The following is a 16,057-nucleotide window of genomic DNA, read 5'->3' on the forward strand; positions in this document are numbered from 1 at the left end:
GAGTACCTCAAAAAAATAAAGATTCTCGATCCTTAACTTTAATTTAATAAATAAAAATAATATTAGCACTATTGTACACATGAAAATTGATTTTATTTAGAGGGGATTATGTGGATTGTTAAGCATATTAGCAAAGATTTCATCGTATTGGGTTAATATATCCGATATAGCTATGGTAGCTTTGTAGAAACAAAAAAATAATAAATTATGTCATTGATAACAATACTATTAAATATATTTTTACCACCGTTAGCTGTTTTCTTAAAGCACGGTTTGGGAACTACTTTTCTAATAAGCGTTGTGTTAACCATCATTGGTTGGTTGCCAGGTGTTATACATGCATTTATAGTGAATAAATAAAATTTTGAGTTGTTTGGTTGATGAACGCCACTGTGTAAACAGTGGCGTTTTTTATTTTTAAGCATCATAGAATCTTTCAATTGCGTTAATCATTTTTTTTTTTAAGGTAGTTCAAATTCTCACATCTATTTAGTTTTATCTGTGGTTGAGACCACTATTTGTAACACTTAAAAAAACCTAGCACTATGAATGATAAAAATACGCCTACGGAAAAAGACAAACAATTAGAAAATTATAAGGTAGATTATACCGACAAACCTTTAACTACACGGCAAGGTTTAAAAGTTAATGATACCAATAACTCTTTAAAAGCGGGGCCTAGAGGCGCCACTTTGCTTGAAGATTTTTTGTTGAGAGAGAAAATTCACAATTTTGATCATGAACGTATTCCTGAACGTATTGTACATGCAAGAGGTAGTGCTGCCCACGGTTATTTTGAATTATATGAAAGTATTGAAGAATTTTCTAAGGCAGGTATCTTTACCGATACAAAGCGTAAAACACCTGTATTTACACGTTTTTCAACCGTAGCAGGTTCTAAAGGTTCTACGGATTTAGCACGCGATGTGAGAGGTTTTGCGGTAAAATTTTATACTGAAGAAGGGACTTGGGATTTGGTAGGGAATAACATGCCTATTTTCTTTATTCAAGACGCCATGAAGTTTCCTGATTTGATTCACTCTGTAAAACCAGAACCTAATAATGAAATACCACAAGCAGCATCTGCTCATGACACTTTTTATGATTTTGTATCCTTAACCACAGAAACCCTACACAACCATATTTGGGTGATGAGTGACCGCGGAATTCCACGTAGCTTGCGAATGATGGAGGGCTTTGGAATACATACCTTTAGGCTGATTAATAAGGAAGGAAAAGCACATTTCGTAAAATTTCATTGGAAGCCAAAATTAGGAGTTCATTCGGTTACTTGGGATGAAGCCGTAAAAATAAGTGGTGCAGATTCAGATTTTCACAGAAGAGATTTATGGGAAGCTATAGATTCTGGGCAGTTCCCAGAATGGGAACTAGGACTTCAAATAATTCCTGAAGAAGATGAGCATAAGTTCGATTTTGATTTATTAGATCCTACCAAGCTTATTCCTGAAGAAATGGTACCTGTAAAGATTATCGGGCGTATGGTCTTAAATAGAAATCCGGATAACTTTTTTGCAGAAACAGAACAGGTGGCATTTTTACCAGGGAATGTAGTTCCTGGAATAGACTTTACCAATGATCCTTTATTGCAGGGACGTCTCTTTTCTTATCGTGATACGCAACTATCGCGTTTAGGGAGTCACAATTTTCATCAATTGCCTATTAACAAATCGGTAGCACCTGTGCACAACAATCAAAGAGATGGACATATGCAAATGGAAATTCCGAAAGGAAATACCGCATATTTTCCAAATTCTTTAGGTGGCGGATGTCCCTATTTATCCTCGGTAGAAGAAGGCGGATTTGAATCCTACCAAGAACGCATAGATGCGCATAAAATACGCGCCAGAAGTGAAAGCTTCAGTGATCATTTTTCGCAACCAGCATTGTTTTACCGAAGCTTGGCTTCTTGGGAGAAAAATCATGTGATTGACGCCTATTCTTTTGAGTTAGGGAAATGTACGCATGATCATATTAAGTCACGGATGTTATGGATCATAGCTCAGATTGATGAAGCGCTAGCCAGTGAGGTGGCCGATAACCTAGGGATGAAAGTGCCAGATGATATTGAAAGGCCTATCAACCAAGCTATTGGAGCCAATGCTAATGTAGAGGATCATCAACCTAAAAAGAAAAAAATGTATTTAGAAGAATCTCCTGAATTAAGCCAGGCACAGACAAAATTTGATACGATAGCCACACGCCAAATTGCATTTTTGGTTGCTGATGGTTTTCATATGAAAGATTTTGAAGCCATGAAGAAAGCATTAGAAGCAGAGCATGCTGTCGTAAAGCTTGTTGCGCCACACGGTGGAACGGTATTGTGTGATGAAAAAATGGAGCACAAAGTAGATGCTGCGATAATGACTACGGAAAGCGTGTTGTTTGATGCCATTTATATTCCAGGCGGTAAAAAGTCTATAGACGCTCTTTTAGCCAAATCAAAATTCACCAAGTTTATCAATGAGGCTTTTAAACATTGTAAAGCTATCGCGGTGGCTCATGAAGGTGAAACGCTATTGGACGCTACTGCTGTTGTAGATTTTAAGAATGATGCCGCAGTATTTATCAATAAAGACACTAAAGATTTTATAGCAGCCATTGCAAAGCACCGTAATTGGGAGCGAATGGATGTCGCTGCAGAAATTGCAGTATAAATTATTATATAAGCCTAGAGAAATTTTTTCAAAGTCTCTAGGCTTTTTTTATGCTTAAAAATTACTTTCTTCCGCCATTTTTACCACCTCAACTGTTAAAATTAAATTAGCAAAACGACACTGTTCACCTGTTTAAATAATAAATATAATGACAGTTTTTGTATAATTAAAAAACCATTTTGCTATAGCACTTCGAGTTACATATTTTATTTAAAATTCTATCTTCAGAAAACATAAACTTCTTGCAATTTTTATCGTTAAATTTTATAATGCTTACGGAGAATGCTTTTTTCGTCACAATTACTCTCAGTAACCTCTAAATCACCATTTTCATATAACCTAGAAGAGGTATCAAAACAAGCACTTCCTTTAATATTTTTATTATATGCTTTAATTGCTTTTTTAGTGTCCTTAAAAACAAAATAGGCCATAAGGTGTTTTTGTCTATTATTTATAGCAATTACCATTCGAGAATTATCATATACATCCTTTGTAAGATAATAGGTATTATGTTTGTGATTTGTTGGAGTGGTATAATCTAATTTATAACTTTCAAATTATTCTTGTGTTAGCTTTTCGGATTGTGCTATTTCATGTATCAGAAAATCCTCATTTATAATTTTTACGCGGCAGGGTACAAATTCATTTTCATAATAATCTAATAATTTAGCTATACGTTCGTGCTCTAGTTTTAATTTTTCATGATCAAAATAATTCCTAACAATCAATTTAGTTGCATTAGAAAAATAATCTTTATGATCATTCGTGGTTAATACATTTAATTCAACAAGTTCAGTTTGAATTTTCATTTTTAAGAAATTTTTATTTGCTTCTTCTTTTTTTAACTCTTCCGAATAGTCTTCAATTTTCTGTAGAAAATTTGCAGATTTTTTTTGTAGTTCAATAATATGTTCAGCTTTTCGAATCTTATTTTCATAGTGATTTGTTGTTACGATAAAACTTATAATTAAGCCCAGTATTAAACTAATGATAACTAAATATATTGATTTGATTTTTTTCATATTGAGATATGTTTCGTGTTTATTTTGAAATTGGAGATTAAAAACCTTCTTATCAACAGAAAGTTATAATATTTGAAACTAAGTTTTCAAAAAATCATCATGTTCTACTAAAGTAAATTTAAAGAGAATCTATAATATTTATAATTATTTTGATTGTTAGCGATACTAAAAAAAAACATAAAAAGTTATAAGATAAGAAAGTTGATAAAACTAAAAGCATATGTTAATTCATATTAAGATAAAGTGGTTTCAATTTTTTAATAAATACACTAACACAACCTAACAAAGCTTTAAAATAATATACATAAATGAAAAAAATATTTTTTATAATTTTCATATGTTTTTTTTCATTGAATGGATTTTCAAACACAAGTAATAACGAAAACGGAACTAATGTATTTGAAGAATATACACTTACCATTATAACGAGTAACGGATCTGTTTTGAAGTTATTAGATAATGAAGAAACCAATCTAATATCATTTGAAGAAGGCGAAACAGTTAGACTAGTTACACGACCAGCTGTTGGATATAAGTTTTCACATTGGGAAGGAGATGTATCAGGAAATAGACTAATTGCAGATGTTGTAATGACAGGGAATAAATCAGTAATTGCTGTTTTTGAAGAATGGGTGCCCGCTACAGGAATACCTATGCCTGAATTCGGAATTTTTGAAACATACCGTATGTATGATAATGTTGCAAACCGCAACACTGAATTAATATATAGTCAAAATGCTGAAGGAGGATATTACACACATTATATTGATAATACGGCTCCTAACGCAACAGATTCTAGTAATAAATATGGTACGGAAGCTAAACCAAGAGTGTCCATGCCTAGTGCCTCAGATATACCAGAAGGCTCTGTGGTAGAATATCACGGTATTACATATACAAGAGGGCATACCGTACTTAAGTTAACGGGTACAGAACAGATGCCAATATTTATTCGAGGAGCATCTGTTGATAACCATGTAGAGATAGCATCTAGTGCTTTTTATTTGAATAGCGAGTATGTTATTATGGAGAATTTGAAATTGAGCGTAACAGTTCGTTCTTATGATGATAAAAAAGCCCACCATGTAGCTATTAGAAACTTTGAAGCAAAATCGTTATCGGCGGTTTCTTATGATGATGGTACATCTGCTGATAATGTGGTTTTTTATGGCAATTATATTAATCGAGATCAATTTGACCCAGCAGATGGAGATTTTGAAGAAGCAGATGGTATGGGCGTAAGTATTAATGGTCGTTCAGATAGTGTTTGGATTATTGATAATATTATAACTAGAGCAGGAGGTGATGCTGTAGGAAATGGACATGCTGCAAATTATACCGCAAAAAACTATTTTGTGGGAAGAAATATAATGTACACGTGTGGAGAAAATGCTGTAGATATAAAAGAGGTAGATAAAGTTATTGTTTCAGAAAATGTAATGTTTAATTATAAAGGCTGGTCATCAGGTAGTGATGGGGCAGCAGTAGTAATGCATTATGGTCCGAATGTTTCGCCTAAAAATGTATGGGTTGTAAATAATGAGATATTTGATTGTAGCTCTACAGGTATTCAAGTTGGTGGCGATCAGGTTTATGATGTGTATTTAATTGGAAATTTAATACATGATATTCATAACGAATCTAATACTGCCAAAGGGTATATCTCATGGTCAAGCCAAAAAGTATACATGATCAATAATACATTTTATAATGTAGATAATGGTATAAATTCTAGTATTAGTAATCCAAATGCAGCACTATTTGCTACTAATAATATTATTTCAAATGTAAGCGAAGGTGGGTATCACATGTCTATAGGCGGATCTACTCATATGTCTAACTCTATTTTTGAGAATAACCTTTATTACCAGCCTGATGGAGTTGCCACGTTAAATTGGGGGTCAAACTCATATACTGTACCTGAATTTATAGCAAATACAGGTAAAGGAGCAGGGAGTATTGAAGGAAACCCTTTATTTGTAAATCCAGAAGCGATTGACTTTTCACTACAATCAAATTCACCTGCTATAGATGCAGGAATAGAACATTCTACGTATCAATTATATGAAAACCTTTATGGAATGAGTATAAAAAATGATGCAAATGGAGTAGCAAAACCTAATGGTGATGCTTGGGATATTGGAGCTTATGAATTTAATTTTTTCGATGCCCCTATCGATACTAATAACCCAACAATAAATAGAGAAGAATTAAGAGATCTTATAGCTTCATCAAAAGGAAATATTGAGGCAGCAACTCTAGGTAATGCAGAGGGTGAATATACACAAGTTCTTGTAGATGATGCTAATGCAGCAGTTGCTGATGCCGAAACATCATTAGCGAATGCTACAACTCAAAATGAAATAGACCAAGCAACAATTGACCTTGCTGCGGCTATGGAATTGTTTGTGCCTAATAGTTCAAATATGGAATTATACCTCTATCCAAATCCTGTGATTGATACATTGGTACTAGAAAATATTTCAGATGTAATCTACATTTCAATATTTAATGCAACAGGAAGTTTAATTAAAACTGTTTCAAATACAAACAATACAATGAATTTAGATTTATCTAATTTAAGTACAGGTGTTTACTACCTTAATTTATATACATCAAACGAAGTAATATCGAAAACAATTCTTAAAAAATAACTTTTAATTGGATAGCATAATTAACGTTAGTTATTAAATTTATTTTGTTTAAAAATTGTAAATATAATACAGATTAAATGGTAAAAATATAAGGTGTTTACGCCTTTGATCAAACCAAATTGTTTTTGTACAATAGAAAACAAACAGTAAAATTAAACGGAAGCTTTCGAAAATCTCATTTAATAAAAATAAACTCCAAGAGGTAGATTTTACTGACTGTGACTTAAATTTATCTGTTTTTGATAATTGTGATCTTCAAAATGCAATATTTAAAAATACAAATTTGCAAAATCCAGATTTAAGAAGTTCTTACAACTTTTCAATTGATCTAGAAAATAACCAAATCAAAGGTGCTAAATTTACTTTAGAAACAATTGTAGGGCTTTTGATAAAATATAATATAGACTCTAACTTTTAAATTTTATGCTATAAATAAGAATAAAACTAATATAGCCAACAATGTACTAAAAGATAACTTTTACAAATTTTTAAACTTGTGAGTGATGAGCAGATTGATTTTAGATTGAAAAGTTAGTGCTAAACTAAAGTTCGTTAAATAGCATAAGTAAATTAACAAGCTCACTTAATTTGTAATTTAGTTTTTAATAAACTTAAAAGTAAGTTCCTTATTTTCAAGGGTATTAATTTTCATAAAATATATACCATTTGCCATAGAGGAAACATCAATAGCTGTACCAGAAGTTGTTAAAACTAATTCGCCATTTTGAGCGAAGAACTGGATGCTTAAAATAGTCTCTATTTCAATATTTTCTAAATAAACAGATGTTGCACTTGGGTTAGGATATAAAATTATATTTGCTGACTCTTCGTTGTCTTCTTCATTTGGAATTGGTTCTGGCTCGGGATCTGGAGTTGGTTCAGGGTCAGGAGTTGGATTGGGGTCTGGGTTAGGTTCAGGGTCTGGGTTAGGTTCTGGGTCTGGATTATTGCTTTCAGTTCCGTACTCAAATGCACCGATATCAAAAGAAGCGACAACATTTCTTTCAGTATTTCCACTATGTTTAACATACTGGTTAGTCACATCATGTGATGGGGTGTGAGCGGTAGGAATTATTGTTCCGTTATCTATTAAAGCAGAGTTATCTTGCAAAGTAAAATCTTGATCTTCAATAGCGTTAAATAAAGGATCAGTTCCTGTAAGATTATTTCCCTGATCATTTAATGTGCCTGATGGAGAACTACTATGTGATTTTACCCAATTTTCAACAATCCAATTATGATGTAAATTTATAGTGCCAGTATCATCTAACATTGACAATCTTGCGTCAACATTAGTAGTGTAAATAACATTATTAAAAGCTTGCATTGTCTCGTTATTAGTAGAGAGGCGAACTAAAGTAGTTTTAGAATTTCTTGTAGAAATAACAGTATTGTTATAAAAATACAAATTTCCTTTTCTGTACCTATTTGTAGAACCGCTGTCACCACCATAGTGTACAATCTGAGAATTTCCGGCGCCATCTGGTTCTATTAAAATATTACCATAAACGTATGTTTTGTTATATGAAGTATCACCATAAAGTTCAGCATAATCAGAATCTACAAGATCTAACTGTCTATTGCCACTTTCAATCCAATTATACCTTACGACTAAACCTGCTGATCTATCTTTCAAATTATTACCTAAAGCCCCATCACGTAAAGCACCAAACCGGTTATACTCGTAGGTAATTCCAAAAGCTTCTGTATATGTATTATGTTCGTATAAACTACCCGATATTCCGTTGTCGTAAATATAATTATTAGCTATAAGTATGTCTTTTGTGTCACCATTAAAAGCTCCTATAAATATTCCATTTCCACAATCATGAATGTCACAACCTCTAATAATAACATGTGCTGCCTTTTCAATATGTATAGCAGCTGCAGAACTTGTATAAGTTCCTTGATCGCCATTATGATCAGTAAAATTGTAATTAGGGTGTGCTGATCTAATCTCTAAATTTTCAATAGTAATATAACTTGGTAACCCATCAGAAGGTACACTAGAACCACCAATTTTAATTAAGCTTCTCTCTTTATTCCAATAATTTAAATAAGTAGGAGTAATTGCACCATTTCCACTTATAATAGGTTTTTGACCATTAGCGTTACTCACACCAATAACTTTAATTCTATTTTGTTCTGTTCCCTGAGCATTAATAACCCATTTTTCATAATATGGTGTGCTTTTCCAATGTATATATACGATATCACCAGCTTCAAGATTATCCCAAGGTACTTCAGAAATACTTGATAAGGGTTGGTCTGGGCCAACATTGTACTCAGTGGCTTTGGTAATTTTAATAGATAAGAATACTAATAAAATAGTTATGAAGTAGGTTTTCATAGAGTTTTGGTTGGTTGTAATTATTTCAGTGTATTCTGTATTGGTATGTATATGCTTATATAACAACCGAATTGATTAAATTATTGTACTATAAATTTATTTAGAAATTTAACTTTGATGTGTTTAGGTAATCTTTTCAAGTTTTATAAAATAAAGTCTATTAATTAAAAGAAAACTTGACTCCAAAAAAACGAATAAACACTATTATTAACTCATTTGCATTCATTTTTATTCGTTATTTTTTTCAATAAATAAATTTAGCTACTTTGGTATTTTATCGAAGCATATGAAGGTTAATAAACTATTTGTACATCCAATAAAATCAGCTAGAGGTATCTCATTACCATCTGCTGAAATCTTAATTACAGGTTTTAAATATGATCGTTGTATTGCTGTCATCAATACATCAAATAAAATAATTACAGGCCGTGAATACCCTAATTTACTTAAAATAAATTGTAGAATAGGTAAAGGAAATCTAATAATTAATAGTGATAAAGAAGATGAATTTATTTTTCCGTTACCTCATGAAAATAAGATAAGTACTATAAAATTATTTAACAAAGAAGTTGTTGGAACGTTATTTGCTGAATCGGCTAATAATTGGATTTCGACCTTTTTAAAAGATGATTTTAGGTTAGTATATATAGAAGATGATTATAATTATCTTCAAGAAAAAAACGGAGGGAGACCAGAAGAAAAAAAAGGATATGCAGATGCTACGCCAGTACACCTTATTAGCCTAACTACATTAGAATATTTGAATTCTAAATTGACCAAAAAAGTAGGTGTTCGAAATTTTAGGCCAAATATTGTTATTGATGGGGTGGAGCCATTTGAAGAAGATTCATGGTCTGTTATAGCTATAAATGGATGTTATTTTCGAGTACAAGAAACAACGACTAGATGCATATTCACGACTATAGACCCAAAAACTGCTGAAAAAGATAAAAATATACAACCTTTAAAAGAGTTAGCAGATTTACGATCAAAAATGGGATTAAAACCTACTTTCGGAATAAGTCTTGTTCCTTTAGAAGAAGGTGTTATTTCAGAAGGAAATTCAGTAACGGTAATCGAAAATAAGAAATAGTAGTTTTAAACGATTAAACGCAAATTTAAAAATGAATAAACTACCAGAACTAGCGATTGTAGGTTGTGGACCTCGTGGATTATCTGCTCTTGAATCTTTATATTCAGAAGCAGCAAATAAAAAAGTATTACCCGAGACTTTGGTTTTTGAATCTAACAAATATCCAGGAGCAGGACAAGTATATAATTTAGACCAACCAGATAGTAATTGGTTAAATGTTTCAGAAAGAGGAATAGGCATTCCGCCAAGAAATAAAATTGTATTTAAAAATTTTAGCATTCCGGAATTCCCAGATTTCCAAAATTGGTCTGGTTATTCAAATAAGGAAAACAAAGATACTTCTGTAGATAAATTTCCATTTCGTTCTAAATTGGGTGAATATTTAAACCAACGATACCATAGCATTGCTGATGTTTTGATTGAAAATAAAATTATGACTTTTATAGCAGGCGAAGTTGATTGCCTTACAATAGAAAACGACTGTATAGGCATTGATGTTGTAGGTGGTAAAAACTACCATGTAAAACAAGCTGTTCTTTGCATTGGACACCAACCAATAGCGCTTGATGAACAATTGACTACATGGAAAAATAGAGTTCTTCAGTTAGATTTTATAAATCTCTTTACACAACCTTACCCAACTAATCGAATTTTAGAATCATTTGAAGCTCAAAATGAGATTTCTATTGGTATTCGTGGTTTTGGTTTAGCAATGATTGATGTAGCTCGTGCTTTGAGTGAAGGTTTAGGAGGTAAATTTAAAATTATAAATAAAGAAACTAGAGAAATGGAATATATACCTAGCGGAAAAGAGCCTAATTCATTAGTACCCTTTTCTCTCGATGGTATGCCAATGGTTCCGAAACCAGTAAATAAAAAAATAGATACATTATATGTACCTACTGAAAATCAGTTGAATACTTATGAAACGTCTATAACCGAAAGTTTGCAGTCAAAAATTAAACCTGATTCTGTTCACTTTCTTATTGATGCTATAGCACCTATAGCGGCTCATAAGTTTATGGCACTTGGTTCAAAAGCAGTACAATCTAACTTGAAGAAAGATGAATTAATTGCAATTATAACCTCATGGTTATTAGATGATGAGTTTTCAAACCCTCTTATTATCTCAAAGCAGCAGCCTGCAAAAACGATATTAGAGCAATTTATAAAAATGGCAACAGGCAAAGGTTTGGTTAGTCTAGATTTTTGTATTGGACATGTATGGCGACACTGCCAGCCTAGTATATACCGTCTTTTATCATTTTCAGAATTATCAGACGATTTAATATCAGATATCGTGTTGCTTGATGAACGTTTAAAAAGATACACTTTTGGACCACCAGTAGAAAGCTTGCAACAGATTATTGCATTGATAAATGCAAATAAAATTGATCTTGATTTTGTAAATAACCCAGAGATTGAATTGACCGATACGGGTTGGGAGTTTACTTCAGATAATAAAACAAAAAAAGTGGTTACAATGGTCAACTCAGTTTTAGACTCACCACAGATATTAAAAGTAATGAGTCCGCTAGCAAAAGGTTTGATCAATAGCGAAGTTGTAGAACCTATTCATGATAAATTGGGAATACGAACTAAAAGGAATGCGATTGTAGAAAGCAACAAATTAGATGCAACTTTTCCATTGGCTTTAATGGGACGATTAGCCAAAGGTACGTTAATAGGTGTAGATGCTATAGCAGAATGTTTTGGTGAGCGATCTAATTTCTGGGCAGAAGGTGTTATTAAAAGAGTATAGTAATTAAAGATGTAAAAAATTCGTCACTTACTTTAAAAATAAAAAAAACTCCGGTAATTCACCGGAGTTTTTATAGTATGTGATAAAAGAAATCATAAAGATTATATTATCAATTATGTGCTATTTATTAATCAATTTAAGTCGATTGTCTGCTGTGACTATTGACTTTTTCTTTGATTTATAATATTTATAACCCATATAAGTTAGCTGTAAACCAACCAATACAATTTTCATTTTTTTACTTCGGAATAATGTTGATGCCACGCCTAACGCTGATGTCATTTTCATAAATAATAATTTTTACGCAACGTCTTCCATCGATTTTATTTGTTTTAAATCATCCATAAGCCAATCTCTCTGTTGACGAATTATAGAAGCAGCCTCCACTGGTAAATGAACATCTGCTAAAACCTCATTATACTCTTCAATAGCGGCCTTATCGCCTCTAATAGCTTCTTCTAATACAGCTTCATCATCATTACTCGAAAATGCAGTTTTTACATCCATCCAAGTTCTGTGTATAGCTCCCGTAACACTTCCTTCAATACCTTCTCTTAAATCAAGAGCTGGAGCAGCTGATTTTAAGTTAACGAGAAAATTTCTTCTTTCTAGAATTTTACTATTAAAATAACTTTGAAGTCCGACGCTTTTAGCATTTTCTGCTGCTTTTTCATATCCTTTAATCGCATCCTCATTTTTTTGGATGATCGAATTCATTTTTGATTCTATTTCTTTTATATTATCATTCATAATTTTTATTTTTTACGGTAACATTTATGCCTACCGATTGACATTTATAAAGATAAATTCAATGTTAAAACTGAAATATCTCTTTTACTTTTTTATTGACTTAAACAAAATAAACCTTTGTAAGTCAATAGATTGTGGTATTTATTTTTGAAAATTTAATAAAGCAAATAACTAAGTAAAACAAGTAATTTGCCTATTGTGTATACTATATACTTTACTGTTTTATTTACTATTGATTGTATTTTAAGATAGTTTCGTAAATAACGTTTTCGGTTCTTTTGTTAAAAGTGCGCGTACAAGTTTTTCATGTAAGTGCATTTCTTGTGAAGTTATCAGTACTCTTTCTTTTATATTGCTTGTAGTGTTATATTGTTCATTCATCATAATTATCGTTTTTAATTGATAACAAAGATCAATTTTACACTTAAAATTTATGTTATATAATTTTTCGATTTTATTGCATAATTTATGTGTCTTTATAAAACACAACCTTAAAATAGATTTTTTTTGTAATTATATTAATTCTGATTTGAGTGCATACATGTAGAAAATAGATATGTATAGTATATACCGTTAAAGTGCCTGTTTTTAAAATATGTAAACTGATAACGCTTTTAAATTATTTTAAAAATAGCATAAATACTAAGCATTATCTTTTGGTTTTACACTCGTAAAGCAGATTGTGAATTTGAACCGTAAAACGTTATTTCTGATAATCAATAGAACAAAAAGTAACAACAATAAAAATTATTTATCCTCTATAAAAAAATCACAGGTTTTAAATGAGCTAAAAAAATGGCTATATGGAACCACAGACTATTTATTTAATAAACTACTTTCGGTCATTAAATAAAGACCAAGTATTAAAATTTATAGTATGTCAATTGTAACAATCTTATTAAATATTTTTTTACCACCATTAGCCGTATTTTTGAAACATGGTTTGGGAATGACTTTTCTTATAAGCCTTATACTTACAGCCATTGGTTGGTTACCAGGGGTTATTCATGCTTTTATAGTAAATAGAGAAGGCTAATATCAATTCTTTTTCTTCAGATGTTTTACTACATCTTTAATATTAGTGACTAAGAATATAAAATTTAAAGTCTTTAAACTATAGCTGGGTAAAGTGTAATCAATTTAGATCAACCTTTTAAGATATTTTAAAAATTAACATAGCAGTATAACAATTTTAAAATTGGTTATACTTTGATAATAAATAGATGATGAACTTTTTTACTTGTTTGCTTTTAGGATTTGTTATTGCATCTTCTGGCAGTATTGTACCTAGTTTTTTAAATTTAACAGTAGTTAAGTTTAGTTTAAAGAGCGGTAGAAAATCTGCCTTCTATCTGATAGGAGGCTTTGCAACAGTACTCTTTTTTCAAGCAAATATTGGTGCGTATCTATCAAGTGTTTTGATGAAAAATTCAGAATACATCACCACAATTCAAAAAATAGGTATAGGAGTTTTAATTCTTTTATCTATTAATTTTTTTAGATTACATTTCATGTCAAAAGGGCATAAACAGAAAGAAGAAATTAATAAATCTAAAGCTTATCTACACGGTTTAGGTATGTCTTTATTAAATACGTTTGCAATTCCATTTTACTTTACATCCATTTCTTTGTTGATAGGATTAGATTATTTTGAATACTCTTTTTTAAATAGCTTATATTTTTCAATTGGTTCTACTGCGGGTTCATTTTCGCTATATGCATTGTTTGCAACAGTCGCTAGCAAAATAGAACACAGGCTTGCATTTATAGCTACTAAAATGGATTTTATTTTAGGTTGCTTAACAGGTGTAGTTGGTATTGGTAATTTTATTTATTTACTTTAATAGAGAGAAAAATAATATTTAATTTGTACCGTAAACAGCTAGAACTATGGAACGTGTAGACAGAAAAATAATACAACTATTATCAAAAGGATATAGAACTCCAGAGATCTCAAACCATTTTATAGAAAAAGGGATAACACCTAGTTCTGTATCTTCTATAGAAAAAAGAATCAAAGCAATAAAGAAAGTTTACGGAGCCAAAACCCTATTTCATTTGGCGGTGCTCCTTAATAAGAGTAAATAGGGCTTAAGTTTTAAGTAGGAATTTACTAGGCTTTTACACTCAATTTCTTTCTTATTTTATAAATTATTTCCCATACTGCGGGAAACCGCAGAACTACGTTGTGATAGTTTATGATATTTGTTATTATTTACTTGTAGGGATTTTATGCTAAATAGATATCTTTAGAGCATATTACAAGAAAACAAACTAAACCAATGAACAAATCATCACACAATAAATTAGTATCCCTTATTTGTTCTATCGCAGACGACTGTTTGCGAGATGTTTACGTACGCGGAAAATATCGTGACGTTATATTACCAATGTTTGTATTACGCAGATTAGACGCGCTTTTAGAACAAACTGTTCGTGACGCCTGCCGCTATGACTCATTTTGAAAATCAGTCGATTTTTAATGCTTGTTTATGAATAAAAAATCAACTGATTTTTAAAACGGTAAATACAAGAGTAAAATTTACTCTTGTATTTACTACAAAGGTAAATTTTCATTATATTTACCCTCGTTAATAAAACGTGAGTAAATATTACCCTTGTTAAATATGCCAAATTTCGATAGAAACATACCCTACAATAGCTTACCGCTATTGCCTCCGAAAAAAACACTAGAGACAACTACAGTTTTACGTAAAACTATTGATGCCAGTAGAGCGTTAGCACAGCTTAATGGTATGTTAACTAATTTACCGAATCCAACGTTATTTTTAGATACAATCCATCTACAAGAAGCAAAAGCAAGTTCCGAAATTGAAAACATTATTACAACGAATGATGATTTATACAAGTCTTTAGTTGCTGATAAAAAGTTTGATAACCCAGCTACAAAAGAAGTGCTAAGTTATAAAGAGGCTCTTTACAATGGGTTACATGATATAGAAAAACGCCCTTTTATAAGTACAAATTTGTGTATTGAAATTGTACAAAGCATTAAAAAAAACACCGCAGGTATTAGAACAACTCCTGGCACTGCTCTAAAAAATGCCAAGGGAGAAACTATTTACACGCCACCAACAGGAGAAACGGTTATAAGGGAGAAATTAGCCAATTTAGAAACCTTTATTAATGAAAATGATACTATAGACCCATTAATAAAAATGGCGTTAATGCATTATCAATTTGAAGCCATACACCCTTTTAGTGATGGTAATGGTAGAACAGGACGCATTTTATTATTACTCTATTTAAAATTAGAAAAACTTTTAGACACTCCAGCTATTTATTTAAGCGAGTATATTATAAAAAACAAAGCGGATTATTATAATAAACTACGTGAAGTTACCGAAAATAATGATTGGGAATCGTGGATATTGTATATGCTAGAAATGGTAGAATATACAGCTAACAAAGGTTTAAAGCGTTTAAAAGATGTCACCGAGTTAATGGAACAAATGACTGCTGAAATTAAAGAAAAATTGCCTAAAGCATATTCTAAAGAATTGGTTGAAATATTATTCAGACTACCATACACCAAACGACAATTTTTAATTGATGAAAAACTAGGAACCCCAAAAACGGTCGGGAATTATTTGATAGCATTAGAAGATGCTGGGTTTCTAATTTCTGAAAAGGTGGGTAAGGAAAAATTGTATCTCAATCATAGATTAATGGCTGTTTTAGAAGCGCTATAAACTTTACTCTGGTTTGTCGCGTATAAGTTCATTCTACC

14 protein-coding genes and 1 pseudogene are annotated in these 16,057 nt (G+C 31.3%); 11 read left to right on the forward strand and 4 right to left on the reverse strand.

Going from position 1 to position 16,057, the window contains the following annotated elements; all coding sequences use genetic code 11:
• Positions 1-207 precede the first annotated feature (207 nt).
• Together H0I23_RS05095 and H0I23_RS05100 are read left to right on the forward strand one after the other, a co-directional pair.
• Complete coding sequence (locus tag H0I23_RS05095) at positions 208-360, forward strand: YqaE/Pmp3 family membrane protein (protein ID WP_029446430.1); 153 nt, start codon at positions 208-210, stop codon at positions 358-360.
• Positions 361-545: 185 nt separating this feature from the next.
• Entirely contained in the window at positions 546-2,675 is a 2,130-nt protein-coding gene (locus H0I23_RS05100; protein WP_216785379.1) for a catalase, read from the forward strand.
• 257 nt (positions 2,676-2,932) lie between these two features.
• On the opposite strand, the gene H0I23_RS05105 is transcribed toward H0I23_RS05100, so the two are convergent.
• Entirely contained in the window at positions 2,933-3,106 is a 174-nt protein-coding gene (locus H0I23_RS05105; RefSeq protein WP_216785380.1) for a hypothetical protein, read from the reverse strand.
• A 126-nt stretch (positions 3,107-3,232) separates the two neighbouring features.
• Complete coding sequence (locus H0I23_RS05110; RefSeq protein ID WP_216785381.1) at positions 3,233-3,697, reverse strand: hypothetical protein; 465 nt, start codon at positions 3,695-3,697, stop codon at positions 3,233-3,235.
• A 308-nt stretch (positions 3,698-4,005) separates the two neighbouring features.
• Here H0I23_RS05110 and H0I23_RS05115 point away from each other — a divergent pair, with 308 nt between their 5' ends.
• On the forward strand, positions 4,006-6,351 hold the full coding sequence (locus H0I23_RS05115) for a T9SS type A sorting domain-containing protein (protein WP_216785382.1): 2,346 nt from the start codon (positions 4,006-4,008) through the stop codon (positions 6,349-6,351).
• A gap of 172 nt (positions 6,352-6,523) precedes the next feature.
• On the forward strand, positions 6,524-6,769 hold the full coding sequence (locus tag H0I23_RS16850) for a pentapeptide repeat-containing protein (protein WP_371736668.1): 246 nt from the start codon (positions 6,524-6,526) through the stop codon (positions 6,767-6,769).
• A 177-nt stretch (positions 6,770-6,946) separates the two neighbouring features.
• Here the strand turns inward: H0I23_RS16850 and H0I23_RS05125 are convergent, their stop codons facing one another.
• Positions 6,947-8,701 carry a T9SS type A sorting domain-containing protein gene (locus H0I23_RS05125; RefSeq protein WP_216785383.1) on the reverse strand — a complete coding sequence of 585 codons (1,755 nt, stop codon included), beginning with the start codon at positions 8,699-8,701 and terminating at the stop codon, positions 6,947-6,949.
• A gap of 286 nt (positions 8,702-8,987) precedes the next feature.
• Here H0I23_RS05125 and H0I23_RS05130 point away from each other — a divergent pair, with 286 nt between their 5' ends.
• Both H0I23_RS05130 and H0I23_RS05135 read left to right on the forward strand, forming a co-directional pair.
• Positions 8,988-9,794 carry an MOSC domain-containing protein gene (locus H0I23_RS05130; RefSeq protein WP_216785384.1) on the forward strand — a complete coding sequence of 269 codons (807 nt, stop codon included), beginning with the start codon at positions 8,988-8,990 and terminating at the stop codon, positions 9,792-9,794.
• 31 nt (positions 9,795-9,825) lie between these two features.
• Positions 9,826-11,556, forward strand: a complete 1,731-nt coding sequence (locus tag H0I23_RS05135) for an FAD/NAD(P)-binding protein (RefSeq protein ID WP_216785385.1) — start codon at positions 9,826-9,828, stop codon at positions 11,554-11,556.
• Positions 11,557-11,856: 300 nt separating this feature from the next.
• Here the strand turns inward: H0I23_RS05135 and H0I23_RS05140 are convergent, their stop codons facing one another.
• The gene (locus H0I23_RS05140; protein ID WP_216785386.1) at positions 11,857-12,306 is read right to left on the reverse strand and encodes a PA2169 family four-helix-bundle protein; all 450 of its coding nucleotides are present in this window, start codon (positions 12,304-12,306) and stop codon (positions 11,857-11,859) included.
• Positions 12,307-13,183: 877 nt separating this feature from the next.
• Here H0I23_RS05140 and H0I23_RS05145 point away from each other — a divergent pair.
• The 5 genes and pseudogenes from H0I23_RS05145 to H0I23_RS05160 all read left to right on the forward strand — a co-directional run bounded on the left by H0I23_RS05145 (position 13,184) and on the right by H0I23_RS05160 (position 16,019).
• A complete protein-coding gene (locus tag H0I23_RS05145; protein ID WP_216785387.1) occupies positions 13,184-13,342 on the forward strand; it encodes a YqaE/Pmp3 family membrane protein in 159 nt (52 codons plus the stop codon).
• A 187-nt stretch (positions 13,343-13,529) separates the two neighbouring features.
• Positions 13,530-14,150, forward strand: a complete 621-nt coding sequence (locus H0I23_RS05150; RefSeq protein ID WP_254073657.1) for a LysE family translocator — start codon at positions 13,530-13,532, stop codon at positions 14,148-14,150.
• Positions 14,151-14,196: 46 nt separating this feature from the next.
• Positions 14,197-14,394 carry a hypothetical protein gene (locus H0I23_RS05155; RefSeq protein WP_216785388.1) on the forward strand — a complete coding sequence of 66 codons (198 nt, stop codon included), beginning with the start codon at positions 14,197-14,199 and terminating at the stop codon, positions 14,392-14,394.
• 194 nt (positions 14,395-14,588) lie between these two features.
• Positions 14,589-14,738: pseudogene (locus H0I23_RS16755) on the forward strand (type I restriction-modification system subunit M N-terminal domain-containing protein); the annotation flags it as partial.
• A 195-nt stretch (positions 14,739-14,933) separates the two neighbouring features.
• Positions 14,934-16,019 (forward strand): Fic family protein, encoded by a 1,086-nt coding sequence (locus H0I23_RS05160; RefSeq protein WP_216785389.1) that lies wholly within the window; start codon positions 14,934-14,936, stop codon positions 16,017-16,019.
• Positions 16,020-16,057 lie beyond the last annotated feature (38 nt).

Origin of the sequence: Cellulophaga sp. HaHaR_3_176 (genome assembly GCF_019021925.1) — a bacterium.
In the GTDB taxonomy this organism is placed as follows: Bacteria; Bacteroidota; Bacteroidia; order Flavobacteriales; family Flavobacteriaceae; genus Cellulophaga.

Excerpts from the sequence above, each read along its gene's own strand:
- H0I23_RS05095 (WP_029446430.1), top strand. The coding sequence starts at position 208 with ATGTCATTGATAACAATACTATTAAATATATTTTTACCACCGTTAGCT.
- H0I23_RS05100 (WP_216785379.1), top strand. The coding sequence starts at position 546 with ATGAATGATAAAAATACGCCTACGGAAAAAGACAAACAATTAGAAAAT.
- H0I23_RS05105 (WP_216785380.1), bottom strand. The coding sequence starts at position 3,106 with ATGGCCTATTTTGTTTTTAAGGACACTAAAAAAGCAATTAAAGCATAT.
- H0I23_RS05110 (WP_216785381.1), bottom strand. The coding sequence starts at position 3,697 with ATGAAAAAAATCAAATCAATATATTTAGTTATCATTAGTTTAATACTG.
- H0I23_RS05115 (WP_216785382.1), top strand. The coding sequence starts at position 4,006 with ATGAAAAAAATATTTTTTATAATTTTCATATGTTTTTTTTCATTGAAT.
- H0I23_RS05125 (WP_216785383.1), bottom strand. The coding sequence starts at position 8,701 with ATGAAAACCTACTTCATAACTATTTTATTAGTATTCTTATCTATTAAA.
- H0I23_RS05130 (WP_216785384.1), top strand. The coding sequence starts at position 8,988 with ATGAAGGTTAATAAACTATTTGTACATCCAATAAAATCAGCTAGAGGT.
- H0I23_RS05135 (WP_216785385.1), top strand. The coding sequence starts at position 9,826 with ATGAATAAACTACCAGAACTAGCGATTGTAGGTTGTGGACCTCGTGGA.
- H0I23_RS05140 (WP_216785386.1), bottom strand. The coding sequence starts at position 12,306 with ATGAATGATAATATAAAAGAAATAGAATCAAAAATGAATTCGATCATC.
- H0I23_RS05145 (WP_216785387.1), top strand. The coding sequence starts at position 13,184 with ATGTCAATTGTAACAATCTTATTAAATATTTTTTTACCACCATTAGCC.
- H0I23_RS05150 (WP_254073657.1), top strand. The coding sequence starts at position 13,530 with ATGATGAACTTTTTTACTTGTTTGCTTTTAGGATTTGTTATTGCATCT.
- H0I23_RS05155 (WP_216785388.1), top strand. The coding sequence starts at position 14,197 with ATGGAACGTGTAGACAGAAAAATAATACAACTATTATCAAAAGGATAT.
- H0I23_RS05160 (WP_216785389.1), top strand. The coding sequence starts at position 14,934 with ATGCCAAATTTCGATAGAAACATACCCTACAATAGCTTACCGCTATTG.